This window comes from Chlorogloeopsis fritschii PCC 6912, from assembly GCF_000317285.1.
Lineage (GTDB): Bacteria > Cyanobacteriota > Cyanobacteriia > Cyanobacteriales > Nostocaceae > Chlorogloeopsis > Chlorogloeopsis fritschii.
Map to the genome: position 1 here is coordinate 16,441 of NZ_AJLN01000081.1, position 23,962 is coordinate 40,402.

A 23,962-nucleotide genomic window follows, 5' to 3' on the forward strand; every position below is an offset into this window, starting at 1 on the left:
CACTAGAAATAGCCACAAGTAAGAGTTAATAAACAATGAAATTGGGAGCAATTAATCACATAGCCTTGACAGTCTCTAACTTAGAGCGTTCAGAAGTTTTTTACAATCTGCTTTTAGGATTTCTAGGTTATGAACAAGCAGAAAAAACAGAGCAAATTATTCTCTGGGCAAGCCCTAATGGTGTAATCACCATTTCTCCATCTAACCCCAAATCACTCAATCAAAAGCACGATCGCTATTCTCCGGGGCTGCATCATCTAGCTTTTAGTGCGGATAGTCGAGAAGACGTAGATAAACTTTACCAAAAGCTAATCGAGATGGGCGTAGAAATTCTCGATCCTCCTTTTGAGTATGATTATATGCCTGGCTATTATGCTGTATATTTTCTAGATCCAGATGGTATCAAACTAGAGCTAACACACATTCCTAATTGGCCACCTGAATTTTAGTTAAACAAAAGGTGGAAAATGCTGAAAATAGGTGATTTTTCCAAGCTTAGTCAGGTAACTGTAAAAGCACTGCGCCTCTACGATCAACTGGGATTGCTCAAACCTATTTATGTAGACGAATTTACAAGTTATCGCTACTACTGTGCCGAGCAGTTACCACGACTCAATCGTATTTTGGCACTTAAAGATTTGGGCTTTTCCTTAGAACAAATTGCCAAACTGCTAGATGAAAATGTACCATCAGCAGAAATTCGCGGTATGCTGCGACTTAAGCAAGCAGAACTTCAGCGTTTAGTAGAGGAAGAACAGGCACGCTTATTGCGAGTAGAAGCACGACTTAAGCAAATCGAGGAGGAAAGCATACCAAAATACGAAATCGTGCTTAAAAAAGTGGAACCAATCAAAGTTGCATCAATACGAGAGGTGATCCCAAATTTCGCTGCTGTGCCGCGACTTTATGATCAGTTGTTTGACACTCTTCAGCAGCAAGGAATTCAAGAACCCAGCTATTGCGCGGGCATTTGGCACGACTCGACATATAAAGAGTCTGATGTCGATTGGGAAGCTGTTGCATCAGCGGAAAGTTTCGTATCCAGCAACAAGCGTGTGAAGGTATATGAATTACTGGGTTTTGAGAAAATGGCTTGCGCAGTTCATCACGGCAGTTATGACACCAGCAACCAAGCCTACGCAGCCTTAATATCTTGGATTGAAGCCAACGGTTATAAAATTATTGGCTCTAACCGCGAGGTTTATATCATTGGTGGTAACGAACAAAATAATGAATCTTATGTAACAGAGATACAGTTTCCTGTTGCCAGAGCTTAATCACAATCAAAAACTTATGAAGTAAATATTAAAAAATGCTAAATTTAAAAGTGGGGCGTAAAAGCTGTAAACTGATAAGGACTGGGAAAAAACCCAGTCCGGAAAAAAAGCGGGCTAACCGCTCTTGACCTGGTTAACCCGTACAGCTTTGGGAACGCGCAGAGAAATTCTTATTGCAACACCAACTTAACGTTGGCATTTTGCAGACCGCGTTGTTTAACTTCAGTCAAGGTCTTGTTAACAGCATACTTCTGATTGATGGAGTTAATCAATTCGGTCTGATTGTGCTTCTTAGCAACGCCCCACAGGTCTGCGATCAGGTCAAAAGAACCATCGCTGTTGCGAGACCAACCGAGATCGTATTCGCCTTCTAATACTGCTACGATGTCAGAACGAACACGCTGACCATTGTAACCACGAACATCTGCTTCAGTTTTCACTGTGATGCCGAGGTCACGCAGGGATTGCTTAAGGATTTCAGCATCGGTGATCTTGGTACGCAGAGTGCTAAAATGAGACATTTGGGTTTCCTCCAAAGAGAAGTGAGAAAAAGGACAACGATTTGTCTTAGAAGAAGCCGCGTTAACTAGACGCGGTTTTTTTTAAACTGCTAGCGTTTGGTGCTAGCCTTTCCCCCTGTTTTAAGCAGGGAAAGCTTTTAGAACTCCATTCGCTGATATTCAGCAACGGAGGATGCTGCCGGTCGAGCACGCTGTCTTGCCCAATCTCTCAAAGCCGTTACCTGTTCTTGCATCGTCCGAGACAGCGGCAGTGTAGCTTTAATTGCAGCAATAATATCTAACTGGGTGAACTCTCGATCTTGGGCGAAAGCTTCGTACATCGCCGCCACGATCGCCTGTTCAATCTCAGCCCCAGAAAAGCCTTCCGACATCTTAGATAATTGTTCAAGGTCAAATCTAGAGATGTCAGTACGGCGCTTACTTAAGTGGATGGTGAAGATATCCTGCCGTTCTTCTGGTGTTGGCAGATCCACAAAGAAAATCTCATCAAAACGCCCCTTCCTCAAAAATTCCCCTGGCAATCTTTCCACTCTGTTGGCTGTTGCCATTACAAACACTGGGGATTTTTTCTCTTGCATCCAGGTTAAGAAAGAGCCAAAAATCCTGCTAGAAGTACCACCATCAGAATCTGAAGAACCTGTGCTACCAGCAAATGATTTATCTAATTCATCAATAAACAAAATTGCTGGGGAAATCGACTCTGCTGTTTTCAGGGCATTCCGCAAATTAGCTTCCGAGCGTCCCACCATCGAGCCGTCGTAGACTCGTCCCATATCTAATCGCAGCAATGGTAAACCCCAAAGCCGAGAGGTAGTTTTGGCAATTAAGGATTTTCCGCAACCTGGAACACCTAAAATTAACATTCCTTTTGGTTGGGGCAAACCATACTCCCGTGCTCTTTCTGTAAAAGCATTGGAGCGTTGTTTGAGCCACTTCTTCAATTCTTCCAAGCCACCAACAGCGTCAATGGTTGCATCTTCCTCGATGTACTCTAATATACCATTGCGTCGAATTAGCTGCTTTTTCTCAGATAGAACTATATCTACTTCTTCTTCTGTTAAGCGTCCGGTTGTTACTTGTGCTTTGCGATAAACTTTTTCAGCTTCATCTTTAGTTAATCCTAAAGCTGCTCTGAGAAGTTTTTCTCGTGCCTCTGTTGTTAACCGCCGCCCACGATGGTGATCTATGTGATTGGTTAAAACTTTATTTAATTCACCCATGTCTGGAAGCGGAAAATCCAGAACAACAACTTCCTTTTCCAGTTCAATGGGTACTTGCTGCATCGGCGACATCAAAAGAATTGTTTTTTGCGTGCCCTTAAAACCGGCGATCGCATCCCGTAAAGATCTTGTTGTCGCAGGCGCATCAATAAAAGGATGTAAATCTTTAAGAATAAATATACCTGGCTCTCTCTGCCGAATAATCCACTCAATCGCCGCTTCCGGAGATACGGTGTTATGTTGAGTGACATTCCGGGGTTGACCATACTCCACGATGCCGTGAGTTACTGTCCAAACGTATACTCGGCGCTGTGGCTTTGATGATTGAGCGATTGTAAAAATTGCCTGCTCAGCCCGCTCTTCCTCGGAGGTCACAAGGTAGATTAGAGGGTATTGAGCCTGAATGAGAATATTGAGCTCTTCTTTCATACATCGACCTACTTGAGACCTTTTACAGACACTCCAGACATCGCTGCTGGCGAAAACGGCGGAATCATGAATCAAAAATTGTATTCCTAATTCCTATCTAGCAAGGAACTAATTCTTCCTCACCCTTAGGATGGGTTAATTCTTTTTCCATCTCTTCCATTGGAAGGTGTTCTTGACCGATTAATCCCGGCTGTTGCCCTAAGGCAACTAATTCTCCATCCCGTAAGACTAATGAACTTTCGCAGTTCGGACAACTATAGACTTTATGAGTACTTCCGTAAGAAGTTTCTTCATCTACTAGTTCTGAATGTGCCAGGTAGAAAACAAGAGCGCGTTCGGCAAGCTCCGACATTGGTTCAGAATCAACTGCTGAACGTATCTTCAGTTTTCTATGCAACTCCGGCGATAAATACAAAGTAACCTTTTGCTTAGCTTGCATAACTCTTTAAACGGTCTTACCCGGGTATGTATCTTACGATATCGAGTCTATTTGTCGTTGTCAAGACAGCAAAACGTTTTGACGGCATGTTTGTAACATTTATTTACACTAGAATGATTGTTAGGGTTTTTGTAGATTTGTATTTAGTCATTGGTCATTGGTCATTTGTTAGATAGATAGTAGGGGCGGGTTTTGCCGATCGTCTTGACGTTCAAACAGATAATTTATCTTCTAAACCCGCTCGTACAGTAGTTAGTAGTTGGTTGTTCTCCTGGTGTCCCTGAAGCCCCTCTGCTCGTGATGCTTTCTTGTCCCCGTGTCCCCGTGTCCCCTTGTCTCCCCCTCTCCTCTGCCCCCTGCTTCCACTTCATCTCTCCATCAGATGGTTTAGAGGGGACACAAACCTGGTAGATTTAGCTATCAGCGAGTAAAAACTGGTGAAAATGAAAGTCCTGGTTATTGGTGGCGATGGTTATTGCGGTTGGGCAACCGCACTTTACCTTTCTAATCGCGGTTATGAAGTTGGTATTTTAGATAGTCTGGTGCGGCGGCACTGGGATAATGAGCTGGGTGTGCAAACTCTTACCCCGATCGCACCAATTCAGCAACGTATCCAACGTTGGAAAGATTTAACAGGTAAATCTATTGACCTGTTTGTTGGCGATATTACAAATTACGATTTTCTCCAAAAGGCGCTGCAGCAATTTGAGCCAAATGCGATCGTGCATTTTGGCGAACAACGTTCAGCTCCATTTTCGATGATTGATCGCGAACATGCCGTGCTGACGCAGGTTAATAATGTTGTCGGTACGCTCAATTTACTGTACGCGATGAAAGCTGATTTCCCAGACTGTCACTTAGTGAAGTTGGGAACAATGGGTGAATATGGCACACCCAATATAGATATAGAAGAAGGCTACATCACCATTGAACACAATGGGCGCAAAGACACTTTGCCCTACCCCAAACAACCTGGTTCAATGTATCACTTAAGCAAAGTGCATGACAGCCACAATATCCACTTTGCTTGCCGCATTTGGGGACTACGGGCAACGGATTTAAATCAAGGTGTTGTTTACGGCGTCTTAACAGAAGAAACTGGAATGGACGAACTGTTAATTAATCGCCTTGATTATGATGGTGTGTTTGGAACTGCGTTGAACCGCTTCTGTATTCAAGCTGCCATTGGACATCCCTTGACTGTTTACGGTAAAGGTGGGCAAACGCGCGGATTTTTGGATATTCGCGATACCGTGCGATGTATAGAGATAGCAATTGCTAACCCTGCTGAATCCGGTGAATTCCGCGTCTTTAACCAATTTACCGAACAATTTAGTGTCGGTGACTTGGCGCTGATGGTGAAAAAAGCCGGGAATGCGATGGGATTGAATGTAGAAATTAATAATTTGGATAATCCCAGAATCGAGAAAGAAGAACATTACTTTAACGCTAAAAACACTAAACTGCTGGATTTAGGTTTGCATCCTCATTATCTCTCTGATTCTTTGCTCGATTCTCTACTCAACTTTGCCATCAAATATCAAAATCGAGTTGACAAATATCAAATTTTGCCAAAGGTTACTTGGCATCGTAACAACAAAGGATGAATAGGCGATCGCTTATTCTCGTTTTATTTGTAGTACTGCCTGGGCTGGGAATTATTAGTATCAGCATCTACCACTTCATTCCTGAATGGGCAGTACTAAATGCTGGTAACTAAAACTAACAGCAAGCAATTTAAGAACTGCAAACCAGAATGAGGCTAGCTAAAAAAACTTACTGAAATCAAGTTAGTCGCTGGTCTAAAATTGGTCGTTATATGTTCCGATCAAATGACGACCAGCGATCGCTAGTTATCAGTTGTATAGTCTAAGTTATTAGTGATTTTGCAGCTAATAACGGCTATTCTGAAGACAGTAAAGATCATGAAGGACTAAATGACTGCACACAATAGCTCCTAGTCCAACAGAAAATTTACTCTGGAATTAATGGTGTAATTGCTCAGAAGTTGGGATTAACTAAACGCTCTGCCTGTAATCAATAGTATTTTATGAGGATTGCTCTATTTACCGAAACCTTTCTGCCCAAGGTTGACGGCATCGTCACGCGCTTGCGCCACACCGTTGAACACCTACAACGCAGGGGAGACCAAGTACTGGTAATTTGTCCTGATGGTGGTATGACTGAATATAAAGGAGCGCAAATATATGGTGTCTCTGGTTTTCCACTACCACTGTATCCAGAGTTAAAAATGGCATTACCGCGCCCTGCAATTGGTCATACTTTGGAAAAGTTTCAGCCAGATATTGTACACGTGGTAAATCCTGCTGTTCTGGGATTAGCAGGTATATTTTATAGCAAAGTTTTGGGTATTCCGCTAGTAGCGTCTTATCATACCCATCTGCCCCAATATTTACAGCATTATGGTTTGGGAATGCTAGAAGGATTGTTGTGGGAACTACTGAAATCTGCCCACAACCAAGCAGCTTTAAATCTATGTACCTCCACAGCTATGATGGAGGAATTAACAGCACATGGTATTGAACGAGTAAATTTGTGGCAGCGGGGAGTGGATACAGAAACATTTCATCCCAGTTTAGCTTGCGAGCAAATGCGATCGCGTCTGTCGCAAAATCATCCAAATAGCCCTTTGTTACTTTATGTTGGGCGTCTTTCTGCTGAAAAAGAAATTGAGCGCATTAAACCAATATTAGAAGCTATCCCTGAAGCAAGATTGGCACTTGTAGGAGATGGTCCCCATAGGGCAAACTTAGAAAAATACTTTGCCGATACAAACACTCATTTTGTTGGATATTTGGTTGGAAAAGAATTAGCTTCTGCATTTGCTAGCGCTGATGCTTTTGTCTTTCCTTCTCGTACAGAAACACTGGGATTAGTATTGCTAGAAGCAATGGCAGCTGGCTGCCCTGTAGTAGCAGCTCATTCTGGCGGGATTCCCGATATTGTTACAGATGGCGTCAATGGATACTTGTTCGATCCACAAGCTGGTGATGAGGGCGCGATCGCAGCGGCAATTCGCCTGTTAGAGGAGAAACAAGAACGAGAAATTATCCGTCAAAATGCACGCCAAGAAGCAGAACGTTGGGGGTGGGCGGCTGCTACTCGCCAATTACAAGATTATTATCAAAAGATAATTTATTCTGCGTTACCGAAAGCGGCATAATTTTCTGAAACGCCCACAGGCTGGAAGCCTGGGGCTAAACAAACAAAGACGCCGTAGGCGGCTTCCCTAAGGGTAGCTCCTCTCCGTGGGCTTGAAATCCTTATAGGCTGCGGAGGCAGCTATGGTACGTATAGCGACACCCTTCTAAGGTGTTGGATTTTGGCAAAGGTATTGTAAGCTGTTCCGCGTTTAACTTACATAAAATAGGCGGACAAGATGTCCACCCCACAAGAGTTTAGTCTCATGTCAATATGCAAACTAGATGTTTTTCAGCTTACCAGGTTGAACCTGGTAACGAGCACCAGAGCCTCTCTCAACATTTATGAAGCGAAAAAAGAGTTTGGCACAACTCCTTTGCTGTAACAGACTTTGGCTACTTTAAATATATTTTACTAACTTCAAACTTGTTTCATTCGCCTCAATTTCAAAACTTGGGCTTAAAAGTGAATCTTAGCATACACGGTAAACACATTTTCTAACTTAGACTCGTGTTTATTTGATTCCTCTAGTTTTCACCATTACTCCCAGTGTTATCATCAGGTCGGAAAGGATCTTCGCCAATTCCTAATTGCTTCTTACTCCTTTTCAAATCTTTCCAAAGAGCCTTGATTTGTTCGTAGGCCTCTTCTGGAGGAATTTTACCAGAAGTTTCTAGATTGCAAATATAGCTTACTTTTTGAGCAAACTCTTGCAAATTAGCATTGAACACTAAGTTCTCAGGTTTGACTTGACCGTAGTAACGACCTTTAGGGTAGAGAAAATTATCTTTGTTTGTCATCTTCTCACTTTGACAATGCGAGGTTTTTTATTACAAGCTTAGTTCTGATTGGAAAAGAAGTTTAGTTTCTGGAAATTTATTTTATTTACTAGACATTGTGCCTACATGTATGTGCTGTTTAGCTTCATGAGAAACACTGAAAAATATTTATTTTTTTATACCCAGTGACGTAATTTTCCTGAATTTACAAAGAATTATTTATACAAATAGAAAATATTCCAAAAGTTCCAACAGCTATCTTTAGGGATTAGGCTTGTGTTTCTGCACCCATATCTTTTGTCAAAAGTTACGGTGTCAGGGATTAGTGATAATAAATAGCGACAAAAGATAAAATGGTTAAGCTTGAACGCATAAAAGCTGCACACAGCCTAAAATTTTACCTGCCACTATGTCTGCCCACACTAAATTATACGAAGGCAAAGCCAAAATTATCTATCCTACGGATGACCCGCAAATATTTTTAGCTGTTTTCAAAGATGATGCTACAGCGTTTAATGCACAAAAACGCGGCAGTATCCAAGGAAAAGGAGCAATAAACTGTAGTATTTCTAGTAAATTATTTCAAGAATTGGAAGCACGGGGCATAAAAACCCACTTTATTGACAGTCCTGCTCCCAATCAAATGCGGATTGAGGCAGTGAAAATTTTGCCACTAGAAGTGGTTGTGAGAAATATTGCTGCCGGTAGTCTTTGTCAGCAAACGGGATTAGCTCTGGGAACTGTGTTAAAACAGCCCCTAGTGGAGTTTTATTACAAAAACGATCAATTAGGAGATCCTTTACTAACACGCGATCGCCTGTTCCTAATGGAGCTGGCTACTGTGGAACAAGTTAACAAAATTACCCATCTAGCACTGCAAATCAACGAATTTCTGAAGGAATTTTTCCAGCAGTGCGACATTACCCTTGTAGACTTCAAACTAGAATTTGGTTTGAATTCACAACAAGAACTGCTGCTGGCGGATGAAATTAGCCCGGATACCTGCCGTTTATGGGATATTGCTGCGGGAAACGATCCCAATCGCCGTGTTCTGGATAAAGATCGCTTTCGCCGTGACTTAGGGAATGTAGAAGATGCCTATCAGGAGGTGCTGCGACGAGTGTTAAAAGCAGTAGAAAGGGAATAATAAAATCGACGGAGGATTGTTGGTAGTTGGTTGGAACAAACAACTAATAATAAACAACTAACAACTGTATAGAAGTGATGAGTCGCGTCTTACCACCCATCAATCCTCAGTCGCTTGAGTAAAAGAAAAACAACAAACGTCTTTCACTTCTGCCTTCGGCATTTTGCCTGATAAAGTAGAAAAGCGAAAGTGATAATTATGTTTTTACTTTTACTTTTAACTGAAAGTTTAATTGCCTTTTGATGGTGTGTGGACGTGAAGAGGAATCAAAATAAAATGCGCTTATCTCCCGTGTTTATGACAGTGGTGGCGATCGCAGCCCCTTTAAGCGGCTCGCTGAGTGCAGAAGCACAAACCACAAATAATTCAAAAGAAACAGCAGAAGTTTTTACATCAACCGCCGATCGCGAGCAGGAAGTTGACACTTCATTCCCTGCACCTGATGCGCTAGCAGGAACTTCAGAGGCGATCGCGCCTATCTTACCAAACCCAACAACTGCACAAACTTCTCAAAATTCCCAACAGAAAACAGTTGTTACTCTAGCAGAAACTCAGGGGCAAGCTGTATTTCCAACAGCATCAGCACTGAAGACAACTCCCCAAGTATCTGTACCAAGTTTTGCAATATCAACGACTACAAAAATTTCTCAAACTTCCCAATCTAAGGCAAATACACCACCAACAAACAATCAGGAGCGTGAAGTTGGTACTGTGTTTCCAACCGCATCAGTGGTGAAGACAACTTCCCAGGCAGTAGCATCAACTTCTCAGCTACCAACCACTACACAAACTCCTAAAAACTTAAACCAAACAACTACAGCAGCTAAACTATCAACAAATCCATCAGGTGCAGCAGCACTGAAGACGTCACCAAGGAGTATAAGCACAAACTGGACAAATCAAGCTATGTTGTCAGGTGCAGCAGCACTAAAGACGACACCAAGGAGGATAGGCACAAACTGGACAAATCAAACCATTGCACAAAATCCTGCTTCTCCAGCTCCAGGCACTCAACAATCTCCTTTTCAAACTCCCGCCCCGACTCCAGAAACTCAACAATCACCTTCTCCAACTCCCGCTCCAACTCCAGGCACTCAACAATCTCCTTTTCAAACTCCCGCCCCAACTCCAGGCACTCAACAATCACCTTTTCAAACTCCCGCTCCAACTCCTAATCAGCAAAATACAACTCCTCCTGGGGCTGAACCTGGATTACCAACAACTCCAGGAAATCAACAGAATCAAGAACAAACCGAGACAGAACCCCGCGTGCTAGTGTCGGAGGTGCTGGTGAGATCTCAAACTGGGCAAGCGCTACCACCTCAACTAGAAGACGAAGTTTACCGAGCTATTCGTACCCAACCAGGACGAACAACAACGCGATCGCAACTGCAAGAGGATATTAACGCCGTCTTTTCAACTGGCTTTTTCTCTAATGTACAAGCAGTGCCAGAAGATACACCGTTGGGAGTACGGGTAAGCTTTATAGTTCAACCTAACCCTGTCTTGCGTGACGTAAATATCCAAGCCAATCCCGGTACTGGCGTTCCTTCAGTATTAGATCCCAAGGCTGTGGATGAAATCTTTCGCAATCAATACGGTCAAATTCTGAATTTACGCGATCTCCAAGAAGGCATCAAGCAGTTAACCAAGCGTTATCAAGATCAAGGCTACGTATTGGCGCAGGTAGTTGGAGCGCCGCAAGTAACGGAAAATGGGGTTGTCACTTTACAAGTAGCAGAAGGGGTTGTAGAAGATATTCGTGTCCGCTTCCGCACTAAAGAAGGGCAAGAGACAACCGAAAAGGGAGAACCAATTCGAGGAAAAACGCAACCCTATATTATAACACGAGAATTACAGTTGAAACCAGGAACGGTTTTCAACCGTAACATCGTGCAAAGAGACTTGCAGCGGGTATTTGGACTAGGTTTGTTTGAAGATGTGAATGTTTCCCTCGATCCAGGCACAGACCCCAGTAGGGTAGATGTAGTGGTGAATGTGGTTGAGCGCAACACTGGATCGATCGCAGCAGGGGCAGGTATTAGTTCTGCAAGTGGACTATTTGGTACCATTAGTTATCAAGAGCAAAACCTGAATGGCAGAAACCAAAAACTGGGAACAGAATTACAGATCGGACAGCGAGAATTTCTGTTCGATGTCCGGTTTACAGATCCTTGGATAGCAGGCGATCCATACCGAACCTCCTATACTATTAATGGTTTTCGCCGTCGCTCAATCTCGTTGATTTTTGATGGCCCGGATGAAAATATAGAAACCTACGATCCTGACGATCCGGGAGATGATGGCGATCGCCCCCGTATTTTACGTTTAGGTGGTGGTGTAACCTTTAGCCGTCCCTTGTCTAGAAATCCTTACGAACGTGCAGAATGGACAGCTTCAGCTGGTTTGCAGTATCAAAGAGTTTCTAGCCGCGATCGCGATGGCGATTTGAGAAGAAGAGGTAGGCTTGAAGACGTAACAGTGCCGTGTGAGCAAGATCCAAGCAATTGTCTTGATTTAACTCAATCTGGAGAAGGACAAGATGATTTGTTGCTGGTACAACTCGGAGCAGTACGCGATCGCCGCAATAATCCACTGCAACCAACAAGTGGCTCTTTCTTCCGTCTAGGAGTAGATCAATCTGTACCAGTAGGGCTGGGCAGTATTTTTATGACTAGATTGCGAGGCAGCTACAGTCAATATTTCCCCGTCAGATTTTTGAATTTCGCCAAAGGGCCGCAAACTATCGCTTTTAATCTTCAAGGAGGAACTGTACTTGGTGACTTGCCTCCTTACGAAGCATTTACTTTGGGTGGTAGTAACTCTGTCCGGGGTTATGAAGAAGGTGCATTAGGCAGTTCTCGTAGCTTCGCGCAAGCCTCCGTTGAGTATCGTTTCCCAGTGTTCTCCGTAGTCAGTGGCGCACTATTTTTTGATGTTGGCACAGACTTCGGCTCGGAGACTAGAGCGGGTGAGTTGCTAGATAAAAACGGTACTGGCTATGGCTACGGTATTGGCGTGAGGGTACAGTCTCCACTAGGGCCAATTCGTGTTGACTACGGTATTAACGATGAAGGAGATAGCCGCATCAATTTTGGTATTGGTGAAAGATTTTAATTGGTCATTTATCATCGGTCATTTGTCATTAGCATAAGACAAATGACTAATGATACAAGATACATGGCAATATGCAACAACATACATTAGCAGCTGAAATCATCCATATAGGAGTGGGACTGCATAGTGGTATCAGTACCCAAGTGCAAGTACTACCAGCAGAGCCAGGCAGCGGACGATACTTTGTCAGGGTAGATTTACCGGATACTCCGATCATTCCAGCACAAGTAGCAGCGGTAAGTCAGACGGTTCTTTCTACTCAGCTAGGTAAAGGCGAGGCAAGTGTTCGGACTGTAGAACATTTATTGGCAAGTTTAGCTGGTATGAGTGTGGATAATGCTCGGATCGAAATTAATGGCCCGGAAGTACCGCTTTTAGACGGTTCGGCAAAGATATGGGCAGAAAGTATCGCTCAGGTAGGCTTAGTTTCACAATCTACCGTAGAGCAAGAGAGCTACCTACCCATAAACGAGCCAATTTGGGTACGTGAGAATGATGCTTTCGTGTGTGCTTTGCCTGCATCAGCACCCCGCTTTACCTATGGCATTGACTTCGATCTGCCTGCTATTGGCAATCAATGGTATAGTTGGTCACCAACTTCTGATTCTGCCAATCATGCTAGTTTTGCCGTTGAAATTGCCCCTGCCCGCACATTTGGTTTACTGCATCAAATAGAATATCTACAAAAATCCGGGTTAATCAAAGGTGGAAGCTTGGAAAATGCTCTAGTTTGCGGGCCGCAAGGCTGGCTCAATCCACCATTAAGATTTGCAAATGAACCAGTGCGTCATAAAATTTTGGATTTAGTAGGAGATTTGAGCTTATTAGGAAAAATACCCTGCGCTCATTACTTGGCATATAAAGCTAGCCACAATTTACATATTCAACTAGCGCAGAAAATTTGGGATCTGCGACAAGGGACTAGTTAGTGGTTCGCGGTTAATGGTACTTTTTGATCACTGACAATCAATAACTTACTAAGCATTACGTTCAAAGAGTTACCTGCAAACCAAATCAACACTGAAATTAAATATACAGTCAATGTCAACTGTCACTGAAGTAAACACAACCAATCTGCCTACACCAGCACCTACTCAGGAGCAGTCAGATCATTCCGCTACTAGCAAATCGGAAACAAAAACCATTCTGTCAGCAGAAGAAATTCAGAAAATTCTACCGCACCGCTACCCCTTTGCACTGGTAGATAGAATCATTGATTATACACCTGGGAAGCGAGCTGTAGGAATTAAAAACGTCACGGTTAACGAACCTCATTTTCAAGGTCATTTTCCAGGGCGTCCAATTATGCCAGGTGTATTGATTGTAGAAGCAATGGCACAAGTTGGCGGTGTCGTAATGACACAAGTGCCAGAATTAGAGGGTGGGCTTTTTCTCTTTGCTGGTATAGACAAAGTCCGCTTTCGCCGCCAGGTTGTTCCCGGAGACCAACTTGTAATGACCGTGGAACTGTTGTGGGTGAAACAACGTCGTTTCGGAAAGATGCAAGCTAAGGCCGAAGTAGACGGTCAGCTCGCTGCCGAAGGCGAACTGATGTTTTCTCTTGTGAGCTAAAAATCTTTTCTTGTAGTAGAGGCACAACCGTGAAGTGCCTTTACTGACTACTTAACAAGGCCTCAGTAAGAGCAAAAAGCCATAACAAGTATGGTATAATCTGTTAATTTTCGCCGCCCTCACACTTAATGTTGCTACCCGACGCTTACCCTAACGGGAAGTCGTATTACGGGTGTCTACGGCTACTAAATTTTGAAAATACTTTGCACTCTTAATCTTCTGGAGATGCACCCTTGAAGACGCTTATTCATCCAACTGCTGTAATTCATCCTAATGCGGAACTCCACCCTACAGTGCAAGTCGGTGCCTATGCTGTGATTGGAGGGCATGTAAAAGTCGGTTCCGAAACCACAATTGGTGCTCATGCAGTGCTAGAGGGGCCTCTAGAAATAGGGGCGCGAAATCAAATCTTTCCAGGTGCCGTGATTGGCATGGAACCTCAAGATTTGAAGTACAATGGCGAATTTAGCTGGGTTAAGATTGGCGATGATAACCGGATTAGGGAATACGTCACAATTAATCGAGCTACCGGCACAGGCGAAGAAACGAGAATTGGTAATGGTAACCTGTTAATGGCTTATGCTCATGTGGGGCATAACTGCATCATAGAAGACTCTGTAGTAATTGCTAACTCGGTCGCCCTTGCTGGTCATGTTCACATAGAATCTCGTGCTAGGTTAAGTGGAGTTTTGGGCGTTCATCAATTCGTGCATATTGGCAGACACGCAATGGTAGGAGGTATGGCACGTATTGACCGCGATGTGCCACCTTTTATGACTGTAGAAGGAAATCCGGCGCGAGTGCGAACACTTAATCTTGTGGGACTCAAACGTGCTGGTTTTTCCACTGCTGATTTACAAGACCTCAAGAAAGCCTTTCGCTTTCTCTATCGTTCTGAACTCACTTTTAAAGATGCTTTGGAAGAACTGGAACTCCTGGGAGATGGAGAACATTTGCAACACTTGCGTCGCTTTCTCCTACTTTCTCAAATGCCGGGCAGACGCGGCTTGATTCCCGGAAAAGGGAAAGCAGCCAACAGCAGTGATGAGTCTTAAGAATAAGGGACCAGAAATTAGGGGCTAGAGGCTAGAGGCTAGAGGCTAGAGGCTAGAAATATTGAATTTTGAATAAATCTGAAATCCTTATAATTCCTAATCCCTAGTCCCTAATCCCTAGTCCCTAGTCCCTAATCCCTAGTCCCTAGTCCCTAGTCCCTAGTCCCTAGTCCCTAATCCCTAATCCCTATTTTTAAATGCGAATATTTATCAGTACTGGTGAAGTATCCGGCGATTTACAGGGATCGCTATTGGTTACCGCGCTGCAACGACAAGCGCTTGCCGCTGGGTTGGAAATAGAAATTGTCGCGCTGGGTGGGGATAAAATGGCAGCAGCAGGAGCTAATTTACTGGCAAATACTAGTGGAATTGGCTCTTTTGGTCTTTTGGAAGCTCTACCTTTTGTGTTGCCAACTCTGCAAATTCAGCGGCGAGCGATCGCCTATCTCAAACAAAATCCACCAGATTTGGTGGTGTTAATTGACTACATGGGGCCAAATTTAGGTATAGGCAATTCCATTCGCCGCTATTTCCCAAAAATACCGATTGTATATTATATTGCTCCACAAGTGTGGGTTTCTTCTATCAATCTTGGGAATACATCTCGAATTGCTAATGTTAGCGATAAGCTCTTAGCTATTTTCCCTGAAGAAACTCGTTACTTTAAAGAAAGGGGTGTGAATGTTACTTGGGTAGGGCATCCACTGGTAGATAGAATGGAAAATTTTCCCAGTCGAGATGCGGCGCGTGCCAAGTTGGGAATTGAAGATGATGCGATCGCTGTAGCGCTTTTGCCTGCCTCTCGTCACCAAGAACTCAAGTACCTCTTACCAGTGATGTTTGAAGCGGCACAAGAAATTCAAGCCAAACTGCCTCTAGTGCATTTCTGGATTCCGCTATCTCTGGAAATATACCGTGAGAAAATAGAAAAAGAGATACAACGGTACTGCTTACGAGCTACTGTAGTTTCTAGCCAGCAACAAGAGGTACTTGCCGCGGCAGATTTGGCAATTACTAAGTGCGGTACTGTAAATTTAGAGCTTGCCCTGTTGAATGTGCCGCAGGTAGTACTTTACCGTCTCAATCCCTTCACTTACTGGGTAGGTAGGAAAATCCTTAAAATTTCTTTCCCCTTTGCTTCACCAGTAAACTTGATGGTGATGAAACAAATCGTGCCGGAATTTATTCAAGAACAAGCGACTAAAGAGAATATAGTTCAAACAGCAGTGGAATTTTTGCTGAACAAAGAACGCAAACAGGAAATTCAGGGAGATTACCAACAAATGCAGCAATGTATAGGAGAACTAGGAGTATGCGATCGCGCTGCTCAAGAAATTTTGCAAATGCTTCCCAATTTTTAGATTGTATTTAGATTGTAGATTTGAAATTTTAGATTAAGCTTAAAGTCAATAATTAAAAACCAAGGCGCTATTTGCAGCGTCTATTTGCGTTTTTTAGAGAATAATCCACCATTGGTAGAGTTAAAATCGGCAATCCAAAGTCTAAAAGTACGGCGTCCAGTAGCAGTGGATTTATTTGCTGGCGCTGGTGGATTTTCTTTGGGTATTGAACAAGCCGGGTTTGATGTCTTAGTAGCGGTAGAATATGACCCTATTCATGCTTGTACCTACTCTTTCAACTTTCCCCTCACTCAGGTATTGTGTGCGGATATCTCAAATGTAACAGGTGAGATAATTCAACGGGCAGCTGGCCGCAGTTGGTTTGCTCACCGGGAAAAGGAGGCGGGGACAGAGGACTGGGGGACAAGGAGACAAGGGGAGGACACTTGCGTGCGGAGGTTCCCTCCGTTGAGCAAAGTGTCCGTCGACAAGGAGACAAGGAGACACGGTGACAAGGGGAGTTTAAATGAAAGTTTCTCCGCATCGGAAAGTTGGGATGGTCAAATAGATTTAGTATTTGGCGGGCCTCCTTGTCAAGGTTTCTCAATCATGGGTAAGAGAAACTTAGATGACGATCGCAATAATTTGATTTTTCACTTTTACCGTTTGGTAATAGAGTTGCATCCCCGTTACTTTGTGATGGAAAATGTGCCGGGAATGACAGCAGGAGAGCATAAAAATTTGCTGTCACAACTGATTGGTAAGTTTGAAGCAGCAGGGTACCACGTACAAAAAGAAATTTTGAATGCGGCAAATTTTGGTGTGCCTCAAAAGCGGCGACGATTATTTCTAGTTGGGAGTAGGGTTTCTCATTCCCACTCCCTAATACCTAGTACCCAATACCCAGCCCCTACTGTCAGGGATGCAATAGCTGACTTGCCGGATATAGACGATTTCCCAGACTTAAAAACTAGCGATGAAGTATTACTTTCGCGATCGCAGTTACTAAGTCTGAATGAAAAATCCAGTCCTTATGTGCAAATGTTACGCTTTCACCCCAATATTGGGGACTCGATACTAGGGACTCAGTACTTGGACACTAATCCCCAATCACCCATACAGAATTTTTCTTACCCCCGTTTGTGGAACCCTCAATTGCTAACTAGTTCGATGCAAACTCAGCATCTAGACAGTTCTAAAATCCGCTTTGCAAAAACCCTGCCTGGAGAATTAGAAGCAATTAGCCGCCTACGACGGCTGGATATTAATGGTTTATGCCATACTTTACGTGCTGGTACGGACTACAGCCGTGGTAGCCATACATCTCCCCGTCCAATTCATCCGGTGTTAGCACGGGTAATCTCTGTTCGAGAAGCGGCACGATTGCATTCCTTCCCGGATTGGTTCAGATTTCACCAAACTAAGTGGCATGGTTTCCGACAAGTAGGAAATGCAGTGCCACCATTATTAGCACAAGCCATAGGGGAAAAATTGATTACAGCTTTGGAAATTGTGCCTTTTGCCCCACAAAAATTTCTGGAATTGGGGAATACTCAGTTATTACGATTAACATTTTCTGGTGCCAGGAATTATTGGGAAGTAGAAAAATAACAATAAAAAGCCAGTGGTTTCCCTCAGCCACTGGCGAAAGATAGTATCAAGATGTGTAAAACTAAGAATTCCAGAAAATCAAATATTTGTAAAGTTATATACAACTTTCATGCAACACTGGGCAGTTTATTGTTGGCTTGATCACTCCTGCCATAAGTCAAAAATTCTATTGGAAGATTGGTACTCCTGCTCAAATTGATCTAAAAGCCTAGCATGGTCGAGAGCAAATCCAACTTGCATGGCAATCTGGGCAAATAAATCTATCTCGGACTGCTGCCAATCACGCGCCCTAGAACACTGATGGGCAATTAACAAACCGAATAGCTGCTCGTCTTTAAGAATCGGTGCGACTAAATTTGCTTTGACAGCAAAGGATTCGAGTTGATTAATGTGACAATCTGTTAACTCGGCTTCGTAGATATTATTTGTAGCTTGAACTCGACCAGCTTGATATTTTTCGACATAGCCTTGAGCAAAGCACGGATCTTTGATTTCGGCTCGCAATACTTTGGGGAAACCTGGAACTACTGATTCTGCAATGACTGTGCCGTACCAGTTAGCATCAAAGCCATAGACAATAACTCGGTCAGTACTGAGTGCTTTACGAACTTCTTCAACAGTATTTTTGAGGACATCTTCTTCGTTGAGCGATGCCCGAATCCGACGGGTTGTGTCTATAAATACTTGGGCTATATTGATTTTTGTATCTGCCTGCTCTATGAGCCTGGCGTAATCGAGAGCAAATCCGACTTGCATGGCGATCTGAGCAAACAAATTAATCTCAGACTGCTGCCAAAAACGTGTTCTGGAGCACTGATGGGCAATCAATAAACCGAATAGTTGCTTACCTTTAAGAATTGGTGCCACAAGACTTGACTTGACACCAAATTGCTCTAGTAACTGAATATGATAGTCTGTAAGGTCGGCTTGATAAATATCGTCGATCGCGCGGATGCAACTATTACGGTATTGTTCGATATACCCTGCTTCAAAACCTGGATTTGAGACTGTAACTGACAAAATTTTTGGTAAGCCGGGTGTCACTGATTCTTGGATAAAGGTTCCATTCCAGTTAGCATTAAACCGAAATATAGCCACACGATCCAGATTTAAAGCTTCGCGAACTTCTTCAACAGTAATTCTGAAGATATTTTCTTCATTGAACGATTCCCGAATGTAGCGACTAATTTTGATTAACAATTGAGAGTACTCTGCTTCAGCTTTTTGTTCCCATAGCAAACCTGAAAGCAGTTCTTTGATTAAATTGATGTTTGTTTCTAAGATTAATAATTCATCTTTACTGGCAATGAGACTATGATTTTCCTCGCTCTCCGGACGTAGTCTATTTATGATAGTAGTGGAGATTGCAGCTGCGTTCTGAATTGGACGAATAGCACGATTAGCGATCAAAGCAGCGATCGCTCCTCCTAAAACAGCTGTAATTCCTGCTCCAGTTAACAAGAGTGATAATTGTCTGTGAATGGCTAGTTCGGTTGCTGCTGAACCTTGTGCACTCTCTTGTTTAAGCTGAGGAATTTGCTTTGTAATTAACTGGGTGCCGTGATAGTGGATGGCTGTTCCAACTGCTAAAACAGGTAATACGCTGAGAGCGATCGCCCAAACTATAGCTTTAGCCTTGAGCCTCCATGCCTGCTGTTCCAGCTTTTGTGGTTGAGGAGACTCTGGAAGCCAGATTTCTGTCTGCTCCGAAGTGTATATATCTAGATTCTCTATATCTTGATAATAGCTCTGTTGCTGATTTATGTTTTGTTTGGCTTGCTTTTGAGAATAAGAATCACTCATAAAATAAATTTGGTTGCGCTGCAAGAAATTATTGAGGAAAAATATCCGTTGCTCTTTCAATATCAACTTCTCAACTGGTTAAGCAATGAGTGCAATTACAAAAATCCTTAAGGTGATAAGATGAATTGAGTTTTGTTTATGCAGCTACGCTACACAATAAAATCATGCATTTCATTTAAGCTGGATTCATTGAGATTGACCTTCACGCATCATATCCATTATTTGATTGCTAAATAACCGCTTTTATTGCTGTGGGAAACAAGTTGCATTGTATTTCGACTGACTAGTTGCTTGATAAATTGATAATTTTGTTAGAATATAACTATTTAAGTTACTGAATTTTTCAAATTTAGTTGACAAATTCAGACATAGTGCTGTTTTTAATTTATTTGAGTGCCTATTTGGGGTTTATCCACAGTGTTTTTCAATTTACTAAGGTTTTACTTTTAAATCTTTTATTATTCAGTTTATCACCAAAACACCACTGGGTGTCCAAAATAGCATGATAGGGATTACATAATATTTTCAGTATTATGAGCTTAATACCATGCCAAGCCGATCGTAATTTCAGGGCTATTTAAGCGGTATTTTAGAGGAGTTTTATAATGCTTGAGGCAGCGGAAAAGCAAATATACAAACGGCAATTACTTACCGATTTTAATTCTAGAACTAATTACGACCAAGGTAAATTTTACACACCTGTAGCGAAGAAATTACTTTCACTTGTCAAACTGGGCAAAGGTCAGAAAATACTGGATGTTGCAACAGGTACAGGTATAGTTGCGCTGGATGCAGTCACAATAGTTGGTTCTTCTGGTAAAGTTATTGGTGTTGATATCTCCACAGGAATGCTCAATAATGCTAAACAAAAACTTGTAATGTCTGGATTGCAGAATGTTGAATTTATCGAAGCAGATGCAGATGATTTAAACTTTAGCGACAACTATTTTGATGCTATTTTATGCTCTTTAGCCATCTGTTATTTAACTAATATTCCTAATGTTTTATATCAGTGGTATAACTTGTTGAAATCAAATGGAATAGTAGGTTTTAATGCTTGGTCAGAAAATGCATTTCCTCCATCGAGGATATTTCGAGAAGTTGCTGCAAGGTATGGCATTAAAATTCCTAATCCTAATGAACCACTAGGTAAACTTGAAAAATGCCATCAGTTTTTACAAGAGGCAGGTTTTCAAGATATTAATGTACAAACTGAGCAGTTCGGTTGGTACTTTATACCTGATACTCATACTGCTGAAGAGTTATGGGTAATTAACTCCAAAAATGTTTTTGGTTATCAAGTATTTCAGCTTTCACCTAATCAATTAGAAAAATGCAAGGCTGAGTACGTAGCAGAAATTCAGGCATTACCGACTACGACACAAGGAGCTTGGTGTGATGCGCCTATTTTTTTTGTTACAGCTAGTAAACCTATCTCAACATCCTAATTTTCTGATTAAATCCGCTCCTAAATGTCAAGAATAATCATACTCATCCAACCGTCTTGTGTTTTTTCTAATTGAAAAAGATGTAAAGTCACAGCTTTGACATCTACTCGTTGATGATGGCGATCGCTGTCTAGTTTTTCTCCTTGAAGTACAGCAGTAAGATAGTGATTGCTATCTTTGTCATCAAATTGAATTTCTTTTGTTCGCAACAATATTTGTTCGCTGTCTTTATAATAAATAAGTTCTTGAAGAAAATTGAAGAGTAATAAATCTAATGCGTCATTTTCTAAGCTAATATTTCGCGTTTCTTTGGGTTCTATCGCGTCTAAATTCTCAATCATAGTATTGATTGTGGCATCACCAGCTGCCTTAAATAGCTCTGCTAAGTCCTTTCCGGTAGCTCGAAAGGCAATATCAGCAGTGGCAATATCTTCAAGAAATTCGTAGGGCATAATAAATCAGTTAAAATTTAAAATTCAAGAGTCAAAAGTTATAAGTTTAGCAAATATCTAATAAATTATTGTTCACATAATTTTAATTTGTTAATAATTTCTACTTTAATTTCACTCAAATTTTTACCAATAAAAACTAGTTCTGTTGCCTCTTGTACAAATGGCTCTAAGTCCCAACGCCCAGATACAAAATTAAACAAATAAATACCTTCAGGAAAACGAACAAATCCTTTGGCTCGATAGATATCTGTTTGCAAACTATTTACAAATTCTTCAAAACATTGGCGATTAAAAGTAGCAGGTGATTTATAGCTAAACGATTCAAACTCTGGCTGATGAATATGTTGTGGTGGTGCTTGTACTCGCTCTCTACCTATGCCAAACAATAGCTCTGGATCTACCTGTCCTCTTACGGCATAAACAATCGAAGCAATTTCATTAATGGCAAGTAGTTTTTTTTCGATAGCTAGCAACTCGCTTTTAGAAACCAAATCAGTTTTATTCAAAAGAATAATGTCTGCAGCTTCAATTTGTAATCGAGTTGTGTGTCCTAAAGACGGATATTTTACCATTGCATCCGCATCGATGACTGTAATTACCCCATCTAGCCTTACTTTAGTTAAACTCTCTTGAATATCAAAAACTAAAGCATCTGGTTCTGCAACTCCAGTTGTTTCTACCACAATCCTGTCTGGATCGACGGTATCAATGATTTCATTAACAGCGGCTTCAAATTCCCCCAGTAAAGAACAGCAAACACAACCACCGCCTAAATCTGCCATTTGGACATTTTTACCTTGAATGATTTTGGCATCAATAGCAATTTCACCAAATTCGTTCATTAAAATGGCAATTTTTTTGGGGAATTTTTCGAGAATATGACGCAATAATGTTGTTTTACCGCTTCCCAACGGCCCGGTAATTACTGTTAATGGTGTGCGTATTTTCATACTGAAAGAGGATGTGGATGTAGGGAAAAAACCTTTTTCATAGCTTCTGGTGTAAGCATTTCAGCAAGGATTACTTATCCTTTGATATTTCCAATCGGTGTCAACTTTACTACCCGTTTGCTAATTCCTGCTAACTCAGCAGCTTCGATGACATCATCGATATTTTTGTAAGCACCACCAGCCTCTTCTGCCAACCCTGAGTAAGAGGTACTGCGAACGTAAATACCCCGGCTTTCCATTTCTTTTTGGAGTTTATCGCCACGATAAATTTTTCGTGCTTTTGCCCTACTCATTGTACGTCCGCTACCATGAGCGGTGCTGAAAAAAGTTTGCTCACCACTGTTGACACCCACTAATAAATAAGAGCCAGTTTCCATACTGCCGCCAATAATTATCGGCTGCCCAATATTCTTATACTGTTTGGGCAAATCTTCCATACCAGGGGCGAAAGCGCGAGTAGCACCTTTACGATGAACAAGGAGCGATCGCTCTTTACCATCAACAATGTGACGCTCTAATTTAGCAGTGTTATGGGCTACATCATAGACCATATGCATATCTAAATCTTCTGGCGACTTTTTGAGAATCTCTGAAAATACTTCTCGGATGCGATGCAGAATTACTTGACGATTAGCAAACGACATATTAATGCCGCATTTCATGGCAGCAAAATAGGCTTGCCCTTCAGGAGAGTGGAAAGGTGCACAGGCTAGTTCTCGATCCAGGATTTTAATGCCGTACTTACTTTCCATTACCTTTAGAAAAATTTGCAGGTAATCAGTAGCTACTTGATGCCCAAAACCTCTACTACCACAGTGGAACATCACAACGACTTGATTGGGGATAGTAATTCCTAAACTTTTGGCTAATTCCCGATCAAAAATATTTTCCGGGCGAGCAATTTGAATTTCTAGATAATGGTTGCCAGATCCTAGAGTACCGATTTGATTGACACCTCGATCAATTGCCTTTTCACTGATTTTTGCAGAGTCAGCACCTGCAATACACCCATTTTCTTCGATCAACTGCAAGTCTTCTTCCCAACCGTAGCCATTGCGAATACACCATTGTGCACCTTCTTCTACCACTTTGCGAAACTCATGGCGTGAAAGTTTTACAAAGCCGGTGCTTCCTACTCCAGCAGGAACCCTTTCGTAGAGTCTATCTACCAACTTTTTTATGTGGGGCTTTACTTCATCGTAAGTCAGATTGGTGACTACCAAGCGCATACCGCAATTAATATCAAAACCGATACCGCCAGGAGAAATTACGCCTCCTTGCTCTACATCCATCGCTGCCACACCACCAATAGGAAAACCATAACCAAAGTGTCCATCTGGCATACACAAAGCATACTTAGTTATCCCCGGCAGTGTAGCTACATTTGTCACTTGATCGTATACTGCTTCGTCTAATTCCTGAATAATCTTTTCTGTTCCGTAGATACGAGCAGGAACGCGCATTCCCTGTTTGTAGGAAACTGGAATTTCCCAGATAGTATCAGAAATTCTTTGTAAAATTTCTATCATTGCCATATATCCTACTCCCGCACTGCATTGGGTGTTTGCTGTCTGCAAAAAATTTCTGCCACAAAATCCAATTGGTTCGTGGCGGGAGTTTCAAAATGTTCTTAGAAACTG

At 42.1% G+C, this 23,962-nt stretch carries 20 protein-coding genes; 12 read left to right on the forward strand and 8 right to left on the reverse strand.

The window, feature by feature from the left end:
* Positions 1–35: 35 nt before the first annotated feature.
* Positions 36–449, forward strand: coding sequence for a VOC family protein (locus UYC_RS0114805; protein ID WP_016872830.1), 414 nt, complete (start codon positions 36–38; stop codon positions 447–449).
* Positions 450–467: 18 nt separating this feature from the next.
* A complete protein-coding gene (locus tag UYC_RS0114810; RefSeq protein WP_016872829.1) occupies positions 468–1,277 on the forward strand; it encodes a MerR family transcriptional regulator in 810 nt (269 codons plus the stop codon).
* A gap of 170 nt (positions 1,278–1,447) precedes the next feature.
* On the opposite strand, the gene UYC_RS0114815 is transcribed toward UYC_RS0114810, so the two are convergent.
* From UYC_RS0114815 to UYC_RS0114825, 3 genes are all read right to left on the reverse strand, one after another.
* Positions 1,448–1,798 carry a DUF1257 domain-containing protein gene (locus UYC_RS0114815; protein WP_016872828.1) on the reverse strand — a complete coding sequence of 117 codons (351 nt, stop codon included), beginning with the start codon at positions 1,796–1,798 and terminating at the stop codon, positions 1,448–1,450.
* Positions 1,799–1,935: 137 nt separating this feature from the next.
* Positions 1,936–3,447: a stress-responsive protein Ycf46 gene (gene ycf46 / locus UYC_RS0114820; protein ID WP_016872827.1), complete on the reverse strand. Its 1,512-nt coding sequence runs from the start codon at positions 3,445–3,447 to the stop codon at positions 1,936–1,938.
* Positions 3,448–3,544: 97 nt separating this feature from the next.
* Positions 3,545–3,886, reverse strand: a complete 342-nt coding sequence (locus tag UYC_RS0114825; protein WP_016872826.1) for a slr0373 family blue light stress response protein — start codon at positions 3,884–3,886, stop codon at positions 3,545–3,547.
* Positions 3,887–4,329: 443 nt separating this feature from the next.
* On the opposite strand from UYC_RS0114825, the gene UYC_RS0114830 reads away from it, so the two are divergent.
* Positions 4,330–5,493, forward strand: coding sequence for an NAD-dependent epimerase/dehydratase family protein (locus UYC_RS0114830; RefSeq protein ID WP_016872825.1), 1,164 nt, complete (start codon positions 4,330–4,332; stop codon positions 5,491–5,493).
* 443 nt (positions 5,494–5,936) lie between these two features.
* Positions 5,937–7,070 carry a glycosyltransferase family 4 protein gene (locus tag UYC_RS0114835; RefSeq protein WP_016872824.1) on the forward strand — a complete coding sequence of 378 codons (1,134 nt, stop codon included), beginning with the start codon at positions 5,937–5,939 and terminating at the stop codon, positions 7,068–7,070.
* A gap of 505 nt (positions 7,071–7,575) precedes the next feature.
* Here the strand turns inward: UYC_RS0114835 and UYC_RS0114840 are convergent.
* Entirely contained in the window at positions 7,576–7,848 is a 273-nt protein-coding gene (locus UYC_RS0114840) for a DUF7219 family protein (RefSeq protein ID WP_016872823.1), read from the reverse strand.
* A 388-nt stretch (positions 7,849–8,236) separates the two neighbouring features.
* On the opposite strand from UYC_RS0114840, the gene purC reads away from it, so the two are divergent.
* From purC to UYC_RS0114875, 7 genes are all read left to right on the forward strand, one after another.
* A complete protein-coding gene (gene purC / locus UYC_RS0114845) occupies positions 8,237–8,974 on the forward strand; it encodes a phosphoribosylaminoimidazolesuccinocarboxamide synthase (RefSeq protein ID WP_016872822.1) in 738 nt (245 codons plus the stop codon).
* A 276-nt stretch (positions 8,975–9,250) separates the two neighbouring features.
* Positions 9,251–12,091 (forward strand): BamA/TamA family outer membrane protein, encoded by a 2,841-nt coding sequence (locus UYC_RS0114850; RefSeq protein WP_016872821.1) that lies wholly within the window; start codon positions 9,251–9,253, stop codon positions 12,089–12,091.
* A 71-nt stretch (positions 12,092–12,162) separates the two neighbouring features.
* Complete coding sequence (gene lpxC / locus UYC_RS0114855; RefSeq protein ID WP_016872820.1) at positions 12,163–13,020, forward strand: UDP-3-O-acyl-N-acetylglucosamine deacetylase; 858 nt, start codon at positions 12,163–12,165, stop codon at positions 13,018–13,020.
* Between the two features lie 112 nt (positions 13,021–13,132).
* Positions 13,133–13,663 carry a 3-hydroxyacyl-ACP dehydratase FabZ gene (fabZ, locus tag UYC_RS0114860; RefSeq protein WP_016872819.1) on the forward strand — a complete coding sequence of 177 codons (531 nt, stop codon included), beginning with the start codon at positions 13,133–13,135 and terminating at the stop codon, positions 13,661–13,663.
* A gap of 233 nt (positions 13,664–13,896) precedes the next feature.
* The gene (lpxA, locus tag UYC_RS0114865; RefSeq protein ID WP_016872818.1) at positions 13,897–14,718 is read left to right on the forward strand and encodes an acyl-ACP--UDP-N-acetylglucosamine O-acyltransferase; all 822 of its coding nucleotides are present in this window, start codon (positions 13,897–13,899) and stop codon (positions 14,716–14,718) included.
* A 197-nt stretch (positions 14,719–14,915) separates the two neighbouring features.
* Positions 14,916–16,079, forward strand: a complete 1,164-nt coding sequence (gene lpxB / locus UYC_RS0114870) for a lipid-A-disaccharide synthase (RefSeq protein ID WP_016872817.1) — start codon at positions 14,916–14,918, stop codon at positions 16,077–16,079.
* A gap of 84 nt (positions 16,080–16,163) precedes the next feature.
* On the forward strand, positions 16,164–17,669 hold the full coding sequence (locus UYC_RS0114875; protein WP_016872816.1) for a DNA cytosine methyltransferase: 1,506 nt from the start codon (positions 16,164–16,166) through the stop codon (positions 17,667–17,669).
* 141 nt (positions 17,670–17,810) lie between these two features.
* On the opposite strand, the gene UYC_RS0114880 is transcribed toward UYC_RS0114875, so the two are convergent.
* Positions 17,811–19,472, reverse strand: a complete 1,662-nt coding sequence (locus tag UYC_RS0114880; protein ID WP_016879562.1) for a GAF domain-containing protein — start codon at positions 19,470–19,472, stop codon at positions 17,811–17,813.
* Between the two features lie 605 nt (positions 19,473–20,077).
* Between UYC_RS0114880 and UYC_RS0114885 the strand changes: the two genes are divergently transcribed.
* Positions 20,078–20,920, forward strand: coding sequence for a class I SAM-dependent methyltransferase (locus UYC_RS0114885; protein ID WP_016872814.1), 843 nt, complete (start codon positions 20,078–20,080; stop codon positions 20,918–20,920).
* Between the two features lie 20 nt (positions 20,921–20,940).
* Here UYC_RS0114885 and UYC_RS0114890 read toward each other — a convergent pair whose 3' ends face one another.
* The 3 genes from UYC_RS0114890 to UYC_RS0114900 all read right to left on the reverse strand — a co-directional run bounded on the left by UYC_RS0114890 (position 20,941) and on the right by UYC_RS0114900 (position 23,857).
* Entirely contained in the window at positions 20,941–21,372 is a 432-nt protein-coding gene (locus UYC_RS0114890) for an archease (protein ID WP_016872813.1), read from the reverse strand.
* Positions 21,373–21,437: 65 nt separating this feature from the next.
* Positions 21,438–22,322: a CobW family GTP-binding protein gene (locus UYC_RS0114895; RefSeq protein ID WP_016872812.1), complete on the reverse strand. Its 885-nt coding sequence runs from the start codon at positions 22,320–22,322 to the stop codon at positions 21,438–21,440.
* Between the two features lie 74 nt (positions 22,323–22,396).
* On the reverse strand, positions 22,397–23,857 hold the full coding sequence (locus tag UYC_RS0114900) for an RtcB family protein (protein WP_016872811.1): 1,461 nt from the start codon (positions 23,855–23,857) through the stop codon (positions 22,397–22,399).
* Between the last annotated feature and the right edge of the window lie 105 nt (positions 23,858–23,962).

What these genes read in the sequence shown, in the direction of transcription:
- UYC_RS0114840 (WP_016872823.1), bottom strand. Translation starts at nt 7,848, where the DNA reads ATGACAAACAAAGATAATTTTCTCTACCCTAAAGGTCGTTACTACGGT.
- UYC_RS0114825 (WP_016872826.1), bottom strand. Translation starts at nt 3,886, where the DNA reads ATGCAAGCTAAGCAAAAGGTTACTTTGTATTTATCGCCGGAGTTGCAT.
- lpxC (WP_016872820.1), top strand. Translation starts at nt 12,163, where the DNA reads ATGCAACAACATACATTAGCAGCTGAAATCATCCATATAGGAGTGGGA.
- UYC_RS0114895 (WP_016872812.1), bottom strand. Translation starts at nt 22,322, where the DNA reads ATGAAAATACGCACACCATTAACAGTAATTACCGGGCCGTTGGGAAGC.
- fabZ (WP_016872819.1), top strand. Translation starts at nt 13,133, where the DNA reads ATGTCAACTGTCACTGAAGTAAACACAACCAATCTGCCTACACCAGCA.
- UYC_RS0114850 (WP_016872821.1), top strand. Translation starts at nt 9,251, where the DNA reads ATGCGCTTATCTCCCGTGTTTATGACAGTGGTGGCGATCGCAGCCCCT.
- UYC_RS0114885 (WP_016872814.1), top strand. Translation starts at nt 20,078, where the DNA reads ATGCTTGAGGCAGCGGAAAAGCAAATATACAAACGGCAATTACTTACC.
- UYC_RS0114880 (WP_016879562.1), bottom strand. Translation starts at nt 19,472, where the DNA reads ATGAGTGATTCTTATTCTCAAAAGCAAGCCAAACAAAACATAAATCAG.
- ycf46 (WP_016872827.1), bottom strand. Translation starts at nt 3,447, where the DNA reads ATGAAAGAAGAGCTCAATATTCTCATTCAGGCTCAATACCCTCTAATC.
- UYC_RS0114830 (WP_016872825.1), top strand. Translation starts at nt 4,330, where the DNA reads ATGAAAGTCCTGGTTATTGGTGGCGATGGTTATTGCGGTTGGGCAACC.
- UYC_RS0114890 (WP_016872813.1), bottom strand. Translation starts at nt 21,372, where the DNA reads ATGCCCTACGAATTTCTTGAAGATATTGCCACTGCTGATATTGCCTTT.
- UYC_RS0114805 (WP_016872830.1), top strand. Translation starts at nt 36, where the DNA reads ATGAAATTGGGAGCAATTAATCACATAGCCTTGACAGTCTCTAACTTA.
- UYC_RS0114835 (WP_016872824.1), top strand. Translation starts at nt 5,937, where the DNA reads ATGAGGATTGCTCTATTTACCGAAACCTTTCTGCCCAAGGTTGACGGC.
- UYC_RS0114810 (WP_016872829.1), top strand. Translation starts at nt 468, where the DNA reads ATGCTGAAAATAGGTGATTTTTCCAAGCTTAGTCAGGTAACTGTAAAA.
- UYC_RS0114900 (WP_016872811.1), bottom strand. Translation starts at nt 23,857, where the DNA reads ATGGCAATGATAGAAATTTTACAAAGAATTTCTGATACTATCTGGGAA.
- purC (WP_016872822.1), top strand. Translation starts at nt 8,237, where the DNA reads ATGTCTGCCCACACTAAATTATACGAAGGCAAAGCCAAAATTATCTAT.
- lpxB (WP_016872817.1), top strand. Translation starts at nt 14,916, where the DNA reads ATGCGAATATTTATCAGTACTGGTGAAGTATCCGGCGATTTACAGGGA.
- UYC_RS0114815 (WP_016872828.1), bottom strand. Translation starts at nt 1,798, where the DNA reads ATGTCTCATTTTAGCACTCTGCGTACCAAGATCACCGATGCTGAAATC.